The organism is Streptomyces sp. NPDC005485 (genome assembly GCF_040606085.1).
Classification (GTDB): domain Bacteria; phylum Actinomycetota; class Actinomycetes; order Streptomycetales; family Streptomycetaceae; genus Streptomyces.
Map to the genome: position 1 here is coordinate 89,612 of NZ_JBEXDZ010000002.1, position 16,014 is coordinate 105,625.

The following is a 16,014-nucleotide window of genomic DNA, read 5'->3' on the forward strand; positions in this document are numbered from 1 at the left end:
ATGGACTTCACGCCCACGGAGGAGCAGGCGGCCGCCAGTGAGCTGGCCGCGCGGATCTTCGGCGACCTCTCCACGCACGAACGGCTCGCCGCCGCAGGAACCGGGAGCGACGCCGAGCTGTGGAAGGCGCTCTGTGCGGCCGGGCTCGTGACGGCCGTGGAGGAGACGGGACTCCTCGGACTGGTGCTCCTCCTGGAGGAACAGGGGCGCACCACGGCGCAAGTGCCGTTCGCGGTGAGTTGTGTGTACGGGTTGCTGGCCGTGTCGGCCCATGGTTCGCCGGAGCAGCGGGAGCGGCTGCTGCCTGGGATCGGGGACGGGACGGTCGTGGTGAGCGGGGCGTTGCCCGACCACGGGGGCGTACGGGCGCACGGGGAGAGCGAGTTGAGTGGTACGGCCGCGGTGGTGCCCTGGTTGCGGGACGCCACGCACGTCCTCGTGGCCGATGAGCGGAAGAGGTTGTGGCTGGTCAGAGCCGCCGACGCGGCGTGCGAACCGGTCGAGACGACGGCGCCCTGGTCGGCGGGGCGGCTGACGCTCGACGGGACCTCGGCCGAGCCGCTTGGCGGGGCGTCAACCGAGCGGCTCGACGGGGCATCCGCCGAGCGGGCCGGCCGGGCGAGCCTCCGTGGCAGCGGGCCGTCCGCGGTCTACGACGACGTGCTGGCCACCGCCCGGACCGCCTTCGCGGGGCTGCAGGCCGGGGTGTGCGCGGGATCGCTGGCGAGAGCGGTGGAGCACACCAACACGCGCGAGCAGTTCGGGCGTCCTCTGGCGGCCAAGCAGGGCGTTCAACTCCGGGCGGCCGACGCGTACATGGACACCGAGGCGATACGGGTGACGGCGTACGAGGCGGCCTGGAGGCGGGACGAGGGGCTGCCGTACGCCACGCACGCGCTCACCGCGGCCTGGTGGGCGTCCGAGGCGGGGCAGCGCGTCGTGCACGCGGGCCAGCATTTGCACGGTGGGACGGGGGCCGACCTGGAGCACCCCGTGCACCGGCACTTCCTGTGGGGACGGCAACTGGACGCGTATCTGGGATGTGGGAGCGAAGTGCTCCAGGAACTGGGGGAGTTGATCGCGCATGGGGAGGGAGAGGCATGAGGGCCGGTGAGGAGCTGCCGCCGCTGGAGATCGAGATCACACGCACGCTGATCGTCGCCGGGGCGATCGCGTCCCGCGACTACCAGGACGTGCACCACGACGCGGAGCTGGCACGGCAGAAGGGAGCACCGGACATCTTCATGAACATCCTGACCACGAACGGCCTGGTCGGGCGGTACATCACCGATCACTTCGGGTCGGCCGTCGTACTGCGGAAGGTGGCCATCCGGCTCGGGGCGCCCAACTATCCGGGAGACACGATGGTGTTGAAGGGCACGGTCGAGGAGGTCGAGGGCGACACGGCGACGGTCAGGGTGGTCGGAGCGAACGGCATCGGCAGACATGTCACGGGCACGGTGACGGTCACTGTCCCTGAGGCCGATCCGGGTGCGGGCGCGGTGCGCGCCTCCGACCCGGGCGCGGGTGCGACCTCCGGCGCTTCGGGAGGCGGGCTGTGAGCGTACGGACGCGGGACAGCCTCGGCGGGCGTGCGGCGATCGTCGGGATCGGGGCCACCGAGTTCTCCAAGGACTCGGGGCGCAGTGAGCTGCGGCTCGCCGTGGAGGCGGTGCGCGCCGCGCTGGACGACGCCGGGCTGACGCCGGCCGATGTGGACGGCATGGTGACGTTCACGATGGACACCAGTCCGGAGATCACCGTCGCCCAGGCGGCCGGAATCGGGGAGCTGTCCTTCTTCTCGCGGGTCCACTACGGCGGCGGGGCGGCCTGCGCGACCGTGCAGCAGGCGGCGCTCGCGGTGGCGACCGGGGTGGCCGAGGTGGTGGTCTGCTATCGGGCGTTCAACGAGCGATCGGGACGCAGGTTCGGCTCCGGGGTGCAGCGGCGCGAGCCGTCTGCCGAGGGCGCGGCGCTCGGCTGGTCGCTGCCGTTCGGGCTGCTGACACCCGCGTCCTGGGTGGCGATGGCGGCCCAGCGGTATCTGCACACATACGGTCTGACGCCCGAGGCGTTCGGGCACGTCGCCGTGGTGGACCGGAAGTACGCGGCGACGAACCCGGCGGCGTACTTCCACGGCAGACCGATCACGCTCGCCGAGCACGCCGCCTCGCGGTGGATCGTCGAGCCGTTGCGGCTGCTGGACTGCTGCCAGGAGACCGACGGCGGGCAGGCGCTGGTCGTGACGTCCGTGGAGCGGGCCCGAGAACTGCCGCGTCCGCCCGCGGTGATCGCCGCGGCCGCGCAGGGTGCGGGCCGCGCCCAGGAGCAGATGACGAGCTACTACCGCGACGACCTGACCGGGCTCCCGGAGATGGGTGTGGTGGCCCGCCAACTGTGGCGGACAGCAGGGCTGACCCCGGCGGACATCGACGTGGCGATCCTCTACGACCACTTCACGCCGTTCGTGCTGATGCAGCTGGAGGAGTTCGGGTTCTGCAAGCCGGGGGAGGCCGCGGACTTCGTCGCCGAGGAGCGGCTGCCGCTCAACACCCACGGCGGACAGCTCGGGGAGGCCTATCTGCACGGGATGAACGGGATCGCGGAGGCGGTACGGCAACTGCGCGGCACGTCCGTGAACCAGATACCGGGAGCCCAGCGCACCCTGGTCACCGCCGGGACCGGGGTCCCCACCTCAGGGCTGGTCCTGGCGGCGGACGGCTGAGTGGTGCATGCCAGGGGCGTCCGCAGAGGGGACCGGGGTACTGCGGCGGAAGTCGTCTCTCAGGGGTGAACCCTCAGAGGGCCGGGGCTGCTCATCCACCTTCAGGAGGTGGGGTCAGCCCCCCTCGTACAACCTGAGGCGGACACCGCTTCGGGACCTGCGGCCGATCCGCGGGAACGGGGGTCACTTCTAGCGTGGAGCCATGACCACACCCGTCTGCACCAGCGCTTCGAACGCCGCCACACGAAGGGCGGGGACCCATGCGATGGCGTCTCACCCGGCGTACCCGTCGTTCGCGTCGTACGTGAAGGCACGGCAGCCGGTGCTGCTGCGTACCGCCAGGTCGCTGACCGCGAACCCGTGCGACGCGGAGGACCTGCTGCAGACGGCGCTCACCAAGACCTATGTTGCCTGGGACCGGATCGAGGACCACCGGGCGCTCGACGGCTATGTCCGGCGGGCCCTGCTGAACACGCGGACCTCGCAGTGGCGCAAGCGCAAGGTCGACGAGTTCGCGTGCGAGGAGCTGCCGGAGCCCGAGGGACTGCCCGCCGGCGACCCCGCCGAGCAGCAGGCGCTGCACGATGCGATGTGGCGCGCGATCATGAAACTGCCCGCGCGGCAGCGGGCGATGGTGGTGCTGCGGTACTACGAGGACCTGAGCGAGGTGCAGACGGCCGAGGTGCTCGGTGTCTCCGTCGGCACGGTCAAGTCCGCGGTGTCGCGGGCGCTCGGCAAGCTGCGCGAGGACCCCGAGCTGAGCCCGGTCCGCTAGGAGCCGCGGCACCCGCAGCCTCCGGGATCGCTGACTGTTGCCGGTGTTACTGCTGGTAGAGGCGTTACGAAGCCAACACGTGACGTGATCGATCGCCCGGAACTAGTGACATACCGCGCGGTATGTGAGCAGAATCAGCGCAACCCTTACTACCGCGTAGGCAATGTCGCCCCGGGAGGACGCCGTGCTGAGCACGATGCAGGACGTACCGCTGCTGGTCTCGAGGATCCTGACCCACGGGTCGACCGTCCACGGCACTTCGCAGGTGATCACCTGGACCGGTGAGGGCGCCCCGCAGCGGCGCTCGTATGCCGAGATCGGTACCCGGGCGGCTCAGCTCGCCCACGCCCTGCGCGACGACCTCGGCATCCGTGACGCCGACCGCGCCGCAACCCTGATGTGGAACAACGCCGAGCACGCCGAGGCGTACTTCGCGATCCCCTCCATGGGTGCGGTGCTGCACACGCTCAACCTGCGTCTGCCCGCAGAGCAGCTCGTCTTCATCGTGAACCACGCAGCCGACCGCGTGATCATCGTCAACGGTTCGCTGATTCCGTTGCTCGCGCCGCTCCTCCCCCAGCTGCCGACGGTCGAGCACATCGTCGTCTCGGGCCCCGGCGACCGGTCGCCGCTCGCTGCGGCGAGCGCGCAGGTGCACGAGTACGACGAGTTGATCGCGGGCAAACCGACGACGTACGACTGGCCGGAGCTGGACGAGCGCACCGCCGCGTCCATGTGTTACACCTCCGGCACCACCGGCGACCCCAAGGGCGTCGTCTACTCCCACCGCTCCATCTACCTGCACTCCATGCAGGTCAACATGACGCAGTCGATGGGCCTGACCGACCAGGACACCTCGCTCGTCGTGGTCCCCCAGTTCCACGTCAACGCCTGGGGTCTGCCGCACGCGACGTTCATGACGGGCGTCAACCTCCTGATGCCGGACCGCTTCCTGCAGCCCGCCCCGCTCGCCGAGATGATCGAGAGCGAGCGCCCGACGCACGCTGCCGCCGTCCCCACCATCTGGCAGGGCCTGCTAGCCGAACTGCACGCCAAGCCGCGTGACGTCGCCTCCCTCACGCAGGTCACCATCGGCGGCTCGGCCTGCCCGCCGTCCCTCATGGAGGCCTTCGACGAGCTGGGCATGCGCGTCTGTCACGCCTGGGGCATGACGGAGACCTCCCCGCTCGGCACGGTGGCGCGTCCGCCGGCCCACGCGGTCGGTACGGACGAGGAGTTGGCGTTCCGCCTCACACAGGGCCGCTTCCCGGCCGGTGTCGAGGCCCGTCTCTCCGGCCCCGGCGGCGAACGGATCCCCTGGGACGGCGAGTCCGCGGGCGAGCTGGAGGTGCGCGGCCCCTGGATCGCGGGCGCGTACTACAACGGCCCGGACGCCGAACCGCTGCGCCCCGCCGACAAGTTCAGCGAGGACGGCTGGCTCAAGACCGGCGACGTCGGCACCATCAGCGCCTACGGCTTCCTGACCCTCACCGACCGTGCCAAGGACGTCATCAAGTCGGGCGGTGAGTGGATCTCCTCCGTCGACCTGGAGAACGCCCTCATGTCCCACCCCGACGTCACCGAGGCGGCCGTCGTGGCCGTTCCCGACGACAAGTGGGGCGAACGCCCGCTCGCCACCGTTGTGTTGAGGGAAGGCTCCACCGCCGACTTCGAGTCCCTGCGCGGCTTCCTCGCCAGCGAGGGCGGCATCGCCAAGTGGCAGCTGCCCGAGCGCTGGACGATCATCGAGGCGGTGCCGAAGACGAGCGTCGGCAAGTTCGACAAGAAGGTGCTGCGCAGGCGGTATGCCGAGGGCGAGCTGGACGTCACGCAGATCTGAGAGGCCTTTGGGCCCGTACGACGGTTGGGGCACTGTTTCACGTGAAACAGTGCCCCAACCGTCGTGTCAGCGGCGTCAGTTCGTGCCGATCCTCGCCAGGAGGTCCACGATCCGCTCCTGCACCTCGTTGCTCGTGGAGCGTTCCGCGAGGAAGAGGACGGTCTCCCCCGAGGCGAGCCGTGGGAGTTCGGCCTGGTCGACGGCGGCGGTGTAGACGACGAGCGGGGTGCGGTTCAACTGCCCGTTCGCGCGCAGCCAGTCGACGATTCCGGCACGGCGACGGCGTACCTGCATCAGGTCCATCACCACCAGGTTCGGCCGCATCTGCGCGGCCAGGGTGACCGCGTCCGCGTCCGAAGCGGCCCGCGCGACCTGCATGCCGCGCCGCTCCAGCGTCGAGGTGAGCGCGAGCGCGATCTCCGCGTGTTCCTCGATGAGCAGGACGCGCGGCGGATGCTGCTCGGAGTCCCGAGGAGCCAGGGCCTTCAGGAGTACGGCGGGATCGGCGCCGTACGCCGCCTCGCGCGTCGCCTGACCGAGTCCTGCCGTCACGAGCACGGGTACCTCGGCGGCGACCGCGGCCTGGCGCAGCGACTGGAGCGCCGTACGCGTGATCGGACCGGTCAGCGGGTCCACGAACAGCGCGGCCGGGAACGCGGCGATCTGCGCGTCGACTTCCTCGCGCGAATGCACGATGACGGGCCGGTAGCCGCGGTCGCTCAGCGCCTGCTGGGTGGTGACATCAGGAGCCGGCCACACGAGCAGCCGCCTCGGGTTGTCCAGCGGCTCCGGAGGCAGCTCGTCGTCCATCGGCTGCGGCAGCGGCCGGTCGGCGACCTCGACGGCACCGCCGGGCCCGTCGAGCGGCTCGGGCCCCTCGTCGGCGTTCTCGTCCGGTGCTCCTATGGCGTACGACCGTCCGGCGCCGTCGGTGGGTCCGGCCAGCAGCGGCTGGGGCGCGGCCGCGGAAGCGCCGGCAGGCTGCCCGGCCTGCGGATGCGGGCGGGCCGCCGTCTCGGGGCGCTCGACGGCGGGCTCGGGGGGCGTGCCGAGCTTGCGGCGGCGACCGGAGCCGTTGGTCTGGTGCGGGGGAGGCGTGGGGGTCGCGGACGTGGAGACCGGCTGCGCCGGAGTCTGCGGCTGGGGCTGCGCCTGTCTCGGAGCCTGGCCCTGCGCCGGCGCCGGTGCTTGCGACTGCGGTTGCGGCTGTGGGGAGGGGAGTTGGGGTGACGCGGACTGGCGGCCGAACGGTACGCCCTGGCCGAGCGTCCGCACACTGATCGCGCGCCCCTGGGTCGAGTTGGGGTCGACCGGGGCGGCGGCCTCGGCGGGTAGCGGTTGGGCGGTCCGCGCAGGCGCGGTGCTCTCGGGCGGGAGCGGAGTGCCGGAGGCCGGGGTGGCCGGCTGCGCAGGTGCCGCGGGCGGTACGGGTGCCGTGGGCTGCACGGGAGCCGCAGCCTGCGGGGCGACGCCGGTGCCGGACGTGTCCTCGGCGACCGGGTGCGGCCAGGGCATGGCGGTCCCGCCCGCCGGGGTTCCCTGAGCGGGAACGCCTGCCACCGGAACGGCTGCACCCGGAACGGCTGTACTCGGAGCGCCTGCTGTCGGGATTCCCTGCGAAGGGATTCCTTGCGACGGGATCCCCTGCGGCGGAGTTCCTGTCGTAGCGGGCTGAACCGGAGCCTGGTGAGCGCGGCGGCGTCCTGTCGGTGTGGGAACGGGGTGCGGCTGGGGCGGAGTGTGGTCGTCGGCGGGGTCGTGGAGCATCGCGTCGTGACGGCCGTCGTCTACCTGGCCGTAGCTCTGGACCTGACCGTGACCGTGGCCGTGACCGGACGGGTCGTGGTCGGAAGCCTGAGCCGAGGCCTGCTCCTGCCGCTGGCTCTGGGCCTGCGCCTGCGCCTGCGCCTGGACGTACTCGGGTGAGCGGTCCGCATCGGCAGGCGGGAGCGCGAACACCGTGCGGGCGCCCGCCTCCTGTGTGGCGGCACGCTCCGCCGCTGCGGCCAGCGCACGTCGACGCCGCCCGGTGGGCTCCGTTCCGCCGCCTGCGACGGCTACCTCCGCCCCACCCTGGGCCTCGGGGCTCGAAACCGGCGCCGCGGGCAGCGCGGGCGGCAGGGCGTGCTGCTCGGTGTCGCGGCGCGCGCGTCGCCCGGAGGGAGCGGGCACCCCCTGCGGAGGAACTGTCCCGCCCAGCCCCGTACCCACGGCGGCGGTCCCCGCGGCAGACTCGGCCGCGGTCACGACCGCGCCCTCGCTCACACCGTCGACGACAGCAATGGCAGCGGCAGTGGCAGCGATCTCGGCAGGGTTGGGCTGCCCACGCCGACGCCCATGACCACCGGAACCAGGACCCCCGGCACCGCCGGGCCCCCCGAAGCCACCGGAAGGACCGGAACCACCGGAAGGACCGGCCCCGCCCGAGGCGTCGCCGTCCTCGGTGTCCTCGGCGTCTTCGATCCCCGACGCCTGTGCCGGAACCGACACCTCGCCGGTCGCGGCCGCGTTCGCAGCCCGCCGCCGACGACGCCCCGTGGGTGCGGCGGCACCGGTCTCGACAGCCGCATCACCGGGCGCAGGGGCGGCGGAGCCGACTTCGCTCTCCAGGAACGCGTCCACGGAGGACCGCCGCGCACGCCGCCGCCCGCCCCCCTGGTGCGAGGCCTGCTCGGGAACGGCGATCTCGGCACCGGTAGCCACCGCGCCGTCTCCCGCGCCGGTCGGCTCGGACAACGCGACGGGCGCCTGCGGCGGAGTCATGGCCCCGGCGCCGCCGCCGAGCGGCACTTCGAGCACGAACGCGCTGCCGCTCATCCCCGGCACCTCGTGCGTCTGCAGCACACCGCCGTGGGCCCGCACGATCCCGCGCACGATCGGCTCGTGCACCGGGTCTCCCCCGGTGTACGGCCCGCGCACCTCGATCCGTACGACCTCACCGCGCTGTGCGGCGGCGACCACGACCGTGTTGTCCATGTAACCGCCCGCCGAGACGGGCGCGTTGCCCGTCGCGTCGACGCCGGCGACATCGGCGATGAGGTGCGCGAGCGCCCTCGCGAGCAGCGCGGGGTCGACCTCGGCCTCTATGGGCGGCGCATGCACGGCGAACTGGACCCGCCCGGGCCCGATCAGTTCCACGGCTCCGTCGACACCGGCAGCGACGACCGCGTCGAGCATCACCGCCGTACGCACGACGTCGACGTCGCCGGAGTCGAGGAGCTGGTAGCCCAGGACGTTGTCGACGAGCGTGGTGATGCGGGAGTAGCCGGCGGCGAGGTGGTGGAGCACCTGGTTGGCCTCTGGCCACAGCTGTCCGGCGTCGTCGGCGGCGAGCTTCGACAGTTCGCCGCGCAGCTGGTCGAGCGGGCCGCGCAGGGACTGGCCGAGCACGGCGAGCAGCTGGTCGTGCCGGGCGGTCAGTGCTTCGTAGCGGTCCTTCTCGCGTTCGCCGAGCGCCGCGTACCGCTCGTCGCCCGCCGCGAGTTCCTCCTCGTGCTGCTCGCGCAGCTCGGCGAGCTCGGCCGCGTGCCGCTCGCGGAGCTCCTTGAGCTGCTCCTCGTGCTCGGCGGCGACCCGGGTGAGTTCCTCCGTGTGCCGCTTGGCCTCGGCGTCCTTCTCCTCGGCGAGGGTGTCGTACGGCCGCCGGTCGGTGAACGTCATGACCGCGCCGACGAGCTGGTCCCCGTCGCGCACCGGCGCCGTGGTCAGGTCGACCGCCACCGTCGCTCCGGACTTGGACCACAGCACCTGCCCGCGCACCCGGTGCTTGCGCCCGGAGCGCAGGGTGTCGGCGAGCGGCGACTCCTCGTACGAGAAGGGTTCGCCGTCGGACCGCGAGTGCAGGATGAGCGAGTGGAGGTCCTGGCCGCCGAGGTCGCTGGCCCGGTAGCCCAGTATCTGCGCGGCGGCGGGATTGACGAGGACGACCCGGCCCTCGGTGTCCGTGCCCACGACGCCCTCGGCCGCCGCGCGCAGGATCATCTCGGTCTGCCGCTGCGAGCGCGCGAGTTCGGCCTCGGTGTCGACGGTGCCCGACAGGTCGCGTACGACGAGCATGAGCAGCTCGTCAGGGGTGGGGCCGTAGCTGTCGTAGGCCTGCTGGCCGTTCTCCAGATTGGCGCTGGTGACCTCGACGGGGAACTCGACGCCGTCGGTCCGCCGCGCGATCATCCGGGTCGGCTTGGTCCGCCCGCTCTGGTCGATCGTCTCGGGGCGCCGCATGGAGCCGGGGATGAGCCGCGAGTCGAACTCGGGCAGCAGATCGAGCAGTCCGCGCCCCACCAGAGCCGTCCCCGGGGCCTCGAAGGCCTCCAGGGCGATGGTGTTCGCGTTGACGACGGTCCCATTGGCGTTGACCAGCACCAACGCATCGGGCAGCGCGTCCAGTATGGCTGCGAGGCGAGCAGCGCCTCGGGATGGCCTGCTGCTCACGAGACGCTTCCTCCCTGTTACCGCACCTTGCCGACCGCGGATGCCATCTTGCCAACCGGCCCGCAGCGTGTCACGCGAGGGAGTCTACGGGCAGAGGTTGCGTCGGCGGTCCCGGATGAGAGGGAGGTCGCACGCAGATGACACGCAGAAGACACGAAGAACCTGTGCCCGCGCATCCCACCTGAGGAAACCCGCGGAAGAAACCCCCAGGTGACTCCGTACGGGACTCCGAGGTGACTCCCTTCGAGTTCTCCTGGGACTCCACTCGGCCTCCACGCGGACTCTCCTCAGCTTTCCTCGACTCCCCTCGGGCTCCTCATCGAGGGGAAGAAGGTCAGCGAATGTCGGGGAGCAGAGGCACGAGAGCGTTCCACCGACCGATCTCGCATCCGTTGCCACGGTCGAACCTGGCGTCGACCGGGCGGCCGGCCCAGGTCCCCGTCACATGTGCGGTGGCCGGTCCGCCGTACTGCATCGTGCACATCGTCCCCTCCGCCACGGGAGCGAAGGGGTCCTTGCCCCAGGTGGTTCTCCGGTCGAGCGTGCTGCAGGCCGCTCCCGGGTCGGGGTGGCTGCCAGCGCCGGGATGGCACAGCACCTCGTACGTGCCGTCCGCGCCCGCGCCCGCGTCGTGCACGGTCACGGTCAGGTGGTCCGCGCCACGTCCGGGGGCCCCGTGCTCACCGAGACCGCCGGTGTCCTCGCCCGGGGGAGGCGGAGGCATCAGGGACGGCAGGTTCAGCGGGAGCGGCTCGGCGTACGCGGTGGCCGGTACGGCGGCCAGCGCGGCGAGGGACGCGGCGGTAGCGGCTCCGGCGGCGAGGAGGAGACCGGGGAGACGGGGGAAGCGGGAGAAGGCGGGGCGCGGCATCGCGTGACGAGGCAACATGACCTGGCTAACGCCACACGCTTCTCGCGGTTGCGCGCCCGCGCCCGACGGAATGGGCTTTGCTCTGCGGCCCGCACGCCTAGTACCGTGGGAGGCGATTGGTGACAGGCCGCTCGGCTGTGTCATCATCTGCACGCACCACTCGCGCTCGCGCGGGGGGTTGTGCTGGAGGCGTCGCCTAGTCCGGTCTATGGCGCCGCACTGCTAATGCGGTTTGGGACGCAAATCCCATCGAGGGTTCAAATCCCTCCGCCTCCGCACCAAGATCCGAAGCCCCGGTCCTCCTGGACCGGGGCTTCGGCGCGTACGGGACCCCTCGCGCGCCAAGACCCTCCCAGGGCTCGTTTGCGCAGCTCACAAGGGGTGCGGCAAACGGATTTCACATGGCGGCGGCAGTCATGTAATGTTCTTCCTGTCGCCGCGAGCGGGTCGAAAGAACCGGGACCGAGACAAGCAAGACAAAAACAAAACAAGCACTCGTAGCTTAACGGATAGAGCATCTGACTACGGATCAGAAGGTTGCAGGTTCGAATCCTGCCGAGTGCACACAGGTCAAAGGCCCCGCCGGTTCGCCGGACGGGGCCTTTGACATCAGCGGGTGACATCAACGCGGTCGGAAACGGCCCTCAGTCCTCGCTGTCAGGCTCCGCCTCGCCCTCCGATTCCCTGTCGGGCTCGTCGAGGTTGAGCGCGTCGTCCATCCGCTCAGCGGCTGCCCTCAGCGTCGTGTCCATCACGTGCGCGTAGGTGTCCAGCGTCATCGTGATCGTGCTGTGTCCCAGTGCCCCCAGTGCCTCCATGATCGTGCGAGCGTCGACACCTTGGGCGAGTAGGACAGAGGCGCAGGTGTGCCGGAGGTCGTGCACCCGAACGCGGTGCACGTGCGCGTCCCTGAACAGGATGGTCAGCATCCGGTTCAGGCCCCGGGGGTCTGTGACGCCACCGGTCGCCGTGGTGAAGATCAGGCCGTCCGGCTGACCTGATGTGGGTTGCCACTTCTCGCCCGCGACCAGTCGTTCCCGCTCTTGCTGCTCACGATGAGGCGCGGCCCATGACGCACTGAAGCAGCGTGGCTGAGGCCGGTGCGGGGTTGCTGGAAACACACGTGACGGGTGCCTGTTCGACGCTCCCGCCGTCGTGGCTGACTTTCGAGGGCTCACGTCAGAACTGGGCTTCTGCCGACCGAACCGCAACAGTGATCCTCTCCAACTCGACAACAGGAAGCCGGGGTTGCAGCCGAACCCGCATTCGAGCACGCCGACCGCCCCGGTACCACCGGCACCGGGGTCCTGATCAGGGCTTCCGCGACCGGACCACCCGGAATGCTGTCCAGGCTGAGGGGTGGTCCGGTCTTTCGTTGTTGGTTGTGGCCGTTTGTCTGCCGCCCCATGAACCGGGGCCTCGGGATCAGCTGAGGGCCTTGCCCACCTCGTAGATCGTCGGCCGGTCCTCGGGGGCATGGCTGAGCATCGCGTCGACCAGTTCGCCCAGCTCACCGGGCGCCTTCACGGGACGACGACGGCCGTTCGCCACGGCTTCCCGCTGTACGGGGCGCGGTGCGTCGTCCGGGTACTCGATCGCCCGCCAGCCGGTGGCGGAGATGAGCAGGGAGGCGCCGAGCGCGTAGATGTCGGCTTCCTGGGTCGGCTCGGCTTCGCCTGTGGCGAGTACGCTGCGGGCGATTTCCGGTGCCTCGTAGTGGACGAGGCAGCCACGGAAGGGGAAGTCGTATCGCTCGGGCACGTGTCCGCCTCGGGCAAGGGCGAGGTCGATCAGGTGCGTCCGCTCCGGTCCGATGATGAAGTGCGCGGGCTGCACGTCACCGTGTGCCCAGCCCTTGGTGTGGAGTTCGGCCAGCGCTTCGACGCACCCCAGCGCCACGCTCGTGTGCGGGGCGATGGACGAGTCCGGGCTACGGCAGGGCTCCCACAGCCGGTACAGGTCCGGGCCCTCGTGCCACGGCTGGAGGTTCCACGTCCCTTGCTCCCACTCGCCGTATGCGATGTCGTCGAGGCCGAGGCGATGCAGGATGGCCCCTTCGCGTGCGGGCGCGAGCGCGGTCCAGGTCTGGCCGGGCCAGTCGCTGGTGGCCTCGATCGGGTGGCCGAGCTTCACGGCGTAGTGACCCCGGTGGCTGTCCACCTCCCAGACCATGGAGCCCCGACGGTTGAGGACCAGATGCTGAGCCGTGGGCATGAGCGCGTTGAGCACCACGACCGGCAGTTCAGGGGGTGAGCCGGACAACGTCTCTTCTCCTTCCGGGCGAACGCGGCCGGCCCCGAGCCGAGGCCAGCCGCATCGCTATCGCTGTGGTCGGGGGTTACGCCTGACCGTACGGTCGGCCGCAGTCCGAGTCGCATTGCGCGAGGTTCGTGCCGTCCACGGTCCACAGATCGTCGAAGACCATGAATCCGGCTGCCTTCATGGCACGTGCCGAGGCGGCGACCTTCTCAGGGTCGCGGGCCCCTCCGCCCGGCATCGGGTTGTGGTGCAGGAAGCGGCCCGCGAACCGATCGCACAAGTCCGCGTACTCCTTCGTGTGCAGGATGAGCGCGTGCAGGCCGAGGTCCACGTCATCCGACGGGACCATGGGGAGGGTGGCGGTGGCCGCGGTGACCACGAACGCGACCGCCTGATCTGCGATCTGCTTGGCACGCTCGGGCGTTTGCCCGCTGTGGCTGACCACGAACTGGGCGAGGCTCTCGAACAGCTCCTCACCAGCCACCGAGCAACCGGTCCTCTGATCGTTCGCCGTTGCCGTCATGTGCATTCTCCTGGTGTGAGGTGGTGCGTGGCAGGTGAATTCCGCCCTGGTCGCCGAGTTCGGGTCGTAGGCGATGGAGAAGCGGACTGGGAGGCCAGCCCCGAACGGGAAGGGGGAGCCGGGGAATTGGCACCCGTTCGGGGTGGCCGGTCTACTGGCCGAGGCCGAGAGTCATGCCGATCACCAGGCCGCACGATCCGCTGATGCAGATGATGAAGAGGACTCCGGCGTATCGGCCGAGGGCGCGCATCACAGCCCGACCTGACTGTTGCCGTTCTTGACGGTCAGACGTGCGCTCAGTTCCTCCCGCGAAGTGGGCGCGGCCACCTGGTCCGGCATGACGTCCCACTCGATGCCGCCACAGAGCGGTCTCATCTGCACACGACCGCCGATCTCACCCATGACGACGCCGATACGTCCCCGGGCGCTGTCCTTCGCCAGTTCACCGATGCCTGGTCTGGTCTGCTGGTTGCTCGCCATGTCTAGGAGCATCGTGATCCGGGGGCCGTCGCCAAAAGGTCAGGCTGATTACCCAACTTGGGTAACATCGCGGAAAGTAGAGAATCCGCGACGTTGCGTAGCCCTCGCAGTGTGGGAGCTTGCCCAATGCCCGACGCCGACCGGCCGCAGGAACTGCCCGCCAGGCTGCTCACCGACCCCGAGATGATCAACGCCTGCCGGGTACGGGACTTCGCGAGAGTCTTCCGGCTCCTGAAGGTTAGGGCGGGCATCTACCCGTCGATGATCGCTCGGCGATGCGAGCTGACCCCCAGCCGAGTCGGTGAAGTGATGGCTGGACGACGTCAGTTGCTGCACATGGAGGTCCTTGAGCGCATCGCGGACGGCTTGCGCATCCCAGGACACATGCTTGGGCTTGCTCGCCGAGCGTGGGAGACGCCTCAGGCCCTCGTGGTCGCGGAGCGCGAGGCGCCCCAAGCACCAGAGCCCGAGCAGCAGGTCCCGGCGTCGCTGCCAGGTCCCGACGTGGACAGCATCTTGGCGCTGGCCACGCGAACGCGCCTGAGCCCGGCCACACTTGAAGCCTTCCGTTCCTCCATCGAGGACTACTGGCGACGGGACGACCAGCACGGGGGCGAGGCTCTGCGACCGGCCATCGTCGGCCAGCTCCGGTATGTGGTCGGGCTCTTGAAGGAGAGCCGACCGCCGTCCATCCAGAACGGCCTGTACGGAATTGCGGCCGAGTTGGCGCGCCTCACTGGCTGGACCTACTTCGACGCCCGCCAGTACAACCAGGCCCGCGCGTACTTCACTGAGGCCCTGCAACTGGCCAAGGAAATCGACGACCGCCAGTTCATGGCCAACGTGCTGGCCTGCATGAGCTTGCAGGGCACGTACCAGGACAAGCCTGCGGACTCTCTGGCCCTCGTGACCGCCGCCCAGGACCAGGCCCGCTCAGCACTCGACTCCACCCCGCGGGTCCTGTCGATGCTGTCCATGCGGGAAGCCTTCGCCCACGCCACCCTCGGCAACCGGGACTTCACCCACCGGTCCATCGGGGAAGCGCACCGCCATTTCGAAGAGATCCAGACGAGCGACCCGGACCCGTCATGGGTGACCTACTTCGACGAGCCCAAGCTCATCGTGGACACGGGCATCGCCTACGGGCGACTGGGCGAGGCGGCGACTGCCGAGTCCTTGATCGCGGATGCTCTGCGGCGGGGGGACCGCACCAACCAGCGCGGCCGTGCGTTTCACACGTTCTGGCTGGCTCGCACGCAGTTGGACCAGGGCAAGCTTGACCAGTCGTGCCACACGGCCACGCAAGCTCTGGAGTCCGCATCGGCGGTGGTTTCCGAGCGGGTGTCCGGCCATCTTCGGGAGTTCTACGACCAGTTGGCCCCGCACAGGCAAGAGCCCGTAGCGCTGGCCTTCGAGGCGAGGCTACGGGCCCTTCTTCCACCGGTCAGCGGATCGCTTCATCCATGAGCAGGTACAGGAGGCCGACGAGCGAGCCGCTGCTCACAATCTCGCGGCGGTCGATCATCCCGCGTATCTCGCTGAGCGGGATCCACTCGATGCGGTCGGACTCGTTCTTCTCCGTGGGCGGACCCTCGTAGGTAGCTCCGTCCGCCCGGAAGACGTGGTGCTGCGAGTCGGTGATCCCGTTGGCCGGCTCGGCGTAGATGAGCGGCTTGATGGGGCCAGGACGCCAGCCGGTCTCTTCCAGAACTTCGCGGGCCGCTGCCTCTTCCGGGGTCTCCCCCTCCTCGACCAGGCCCATGGGCAACTCCCAGGCCCACGATTCCGTGATGAAGCGGTGCCGCCACATCATCAGGACCTCTTGGCGGTCGTTGACCACGGCAGCCACGGCCAGGTGCCGGAGGCGCACCACGTGGTACTCCCACCTGCGCCCGTCAGGCTGCTGAACGTCGACCAGACACAGATTCACCCAAGGGTTCGTGTAGATCTGTCGCTCACCGTGGGTCTTCCACTCCATACCTGCGGCCCCTCTCGATCGGTCTCCAGGATCGCAGACCGTCTCAGAGGATGGCGTACGTTCAGTTCCTTTTGCGTCACACTGACGAGATGCCCTGCGGAAGACTTACGTTCGAGGGAGCGTCCGAACACT

Annotated in this window: 13 protein-coding genes and 2 tRNA genes; 8 read left to right on the forward strand and 7 right to left on the reverse strand. The window is 70.2% G+C overall.

What is annotated here, in order from left to right; translation table 11 throughout:
* The 5 genes from ABZS97_RS01565 (at nucleotide 1) to ABZS97_RS01585 (ending at nucleotide 5,340) form a co-directional block, all read left to right on the forward strand.
* Nucleotides 1–1,104 (forward strand): acyl-CoA dehydrogenase family protein, encoded by a 1,104-nt coding sequence (locus ABZS97_RS01565; RefSeq protein ID WP_356132223.1) that lies wholly within the window; start codon nucleotides 1–3, stop codon nucleotides 1,102–1,104.
* Nucleotides 1,101–1,562: a MaoC/PaaZ C-terminal domain-containing protein gene (locus ABZS97_RS01570; RefSeq protein ID WP_356132225.1), complete on the forward strand. Its 462-nt coding sequence runs from the start codon at nucleotides 1,101–1,103 to the stop codon at nucleotides 1,560–1,562. The genes ABZS97_RS01565 and ABZS97_RS01570 overlap by 4 nt, the downstream gene beginning before the upstream one ends.
* Entirely contained in the window at nucleotides 1,559–2,725 is a 1,167-nt protein-coding gene (locus tag ABZS97_RS01575) for a lipid-transfer protein (protein WP_356132227.1), read from the forward strand. Before ABZS97_RS01570 ends, ABZS97_RS01575 begins: the two co-directional genes overlap by 4 nt.
* Before the next feature lie 202 nt (nucleotides 2,726–2,927).
* A complete protein-coding gene (locus tag ABZS97_RS01580) occupies nucleotides 2,928–3,500 on the forward strand; it encodes a SigE family RNA polymerase sigma factor (RefSeq protein WP_356132230.1) in 573 nt (190 codons plus the stop codon).
* A gap of 163 nt (nucleotides 3,501–3,663) precedes the next feature.
* Nucleotides 3,664–5,340 (forward strand): long-chain fatty acid--CoA ligase, encoded by a 1,677-nt coding sequence (locus ABZS97_RS01585; RefSeq protein ID WP_356132233.1) that lies wholly within the window; start codon nucleotides 3,664–3,666, stop codon nucleotides 5,338–5,340.
* Nucleotides 5,341–5,415: 75 nt separating this feature from the next.
* Here the strand turns inward: ABZS97_RS01585 and ABZS97_RS01590 are convergent, their stop codons facing one another.
* Both ABZS97_RS01590 and ABZS97_RS01595 read right to left on the reverse strand, forming a co-directional pair.
* Nucleotides 5,416–9,771 carry a PAS domain-containing protein gene (locus ABZS97_RS01590; protein ID WP_356132236.1) on the reverse strand — a complete coding sequence of 1,452 codons (4,356 nt, stop codon included), beginning with the start codon at nucleotides 9,769–9,771 and terminating at the stop codon, nucleotides 5,416–5,418.
* Between the two features lie 334 nt (nucleotides 9,772–10,105).
* On the reverse strand, nucleotides 10,106–10,642 hold the full coding sequence (locus ABZS97_RS01595; RefSeq protein WP_356132239.1) for an SSI family serine proteinase inhibitor: 537 nt from the start codon (nucleotides 10,640–10,642) through the stop codon (nucleotides 10,106–10,108).
* Nucleotides 10,643–10,827: 185 nt separating this feature from the next.
* On the opposite strand from ABZS97_RS01595, the gene ABZS97_RS01600 reads away from it, so the two are divergent.
* Both ABZS97_RS01600 and ABZS97_RS01605 read left to right on the forward strand, forming a co-directional pair.
* Nucleotides 10,828–10,918 (forward strand) — tRNA-Ser (locus tag ABZS97_RS01600).
* A gap of 215 nt (nucleotides 10,919–11,133) precedes the next feature.
* Nucleotides 11,134–11,206 (forward strand) — tRNA-Arg (locus ABZS97_RS01605).
* An 80-nt stretch (nucleotides 11,207–11,286) separates the two neighbouring features.
* Here the strand turns inward: ABZS97_RS01605 and ABZS97_RS01610 are convergent.
* From ABZS97_RS01610 to ABZS97_RS01625, 4 genes are all read right to left on the reverse strand, one after another.
* Nucleotides 11,287–12,120: a tyrosine-type recombinase/integrase gene (locus tag ABZS97_RS01610; protein WP_356132242.1), complete on the reverse strand. Its 834-nt coding sequence runs from the start codon at nucleotides 12,118–12,120 to the stop codon at nucleotides 11,287–11,289.
* Nucleotides 12,068–12,904, reverse strand: a complete 837-nt coding sequence (locus ABZS97_RS01615) for a protein kinase (RefSeq protein ID WP_356132245.1) — start codon at nucleotides 12,902–12,904, stop codon at nucleotides 12,068–12,070. The genes ABZS97_RS01610 and ABZS97_RS01615 overlap by 53 nt, the downstream gene beginning before the upstream one ends.
* 76 nt (nucleotides 12,905–12,980) lie before the next feature.
* Nucleotides 12,981–13,424 carry a hypothetical protein gene (locus ABZS97_RS01620; protein ID WP_356132248.1) on the reverse strand — a complete coding sequence of 148 codons (444 nt, stop codon included), beginning with the start codon at nucleotides 13,422–13,424 and terminating at the stop codon, nucleotides 12,981–12,983.
* 249 nt (nucleotides 13,425–13,673) lie between these two features.
* Nucleotides 13,674–13,916, reverse strand: coding sequence for a hypothetical protein (locus tag ABZS97_RS01625; protein ID WP_356132251.1), 243 nt, complete (start codon nucleotides 13,914–13,916; stop codon nucleotides 13,674–13,676).
* Nucleotides 13,917–14,030: 114 nt separating this feature from the next.
* Between ABZS97_RS01625 and ABZS97_RS01630 the strand changes: the two genes are divergently transcribed.
* On the forward strand, nucleotides 14,031–15,371 hold the full coding sequence (locus tag ABZS97_RS01630; RefSeq protein WP_356132254.1) for a helix-turn-helix transcriptional regulator: 1,341 nt from the start codon (nucleotides 14,031–14,033) through the stop codon (nucleotides 15,369–15,371).
* Here ABZS97_RS01630 and ABZS97_RS01635 read toward each other — a convergent pair.
* A complete protein-coding gene (locus ABZS97_RS01635; protein WP_356132257.1) occupies nucleotides 15,349–15,882 on the reverse strand; it encodes an NUDIX hydrolase in 534 nt (177 codons plus the stop codon). The two genes, ABZS97_RS01630 and ABZS97_RS01635, sit on opposite strands and share 23 nt — an antisense overlap.
* Nucleotides 15,883–16,014: the final 132 nt, after the last annotated feature.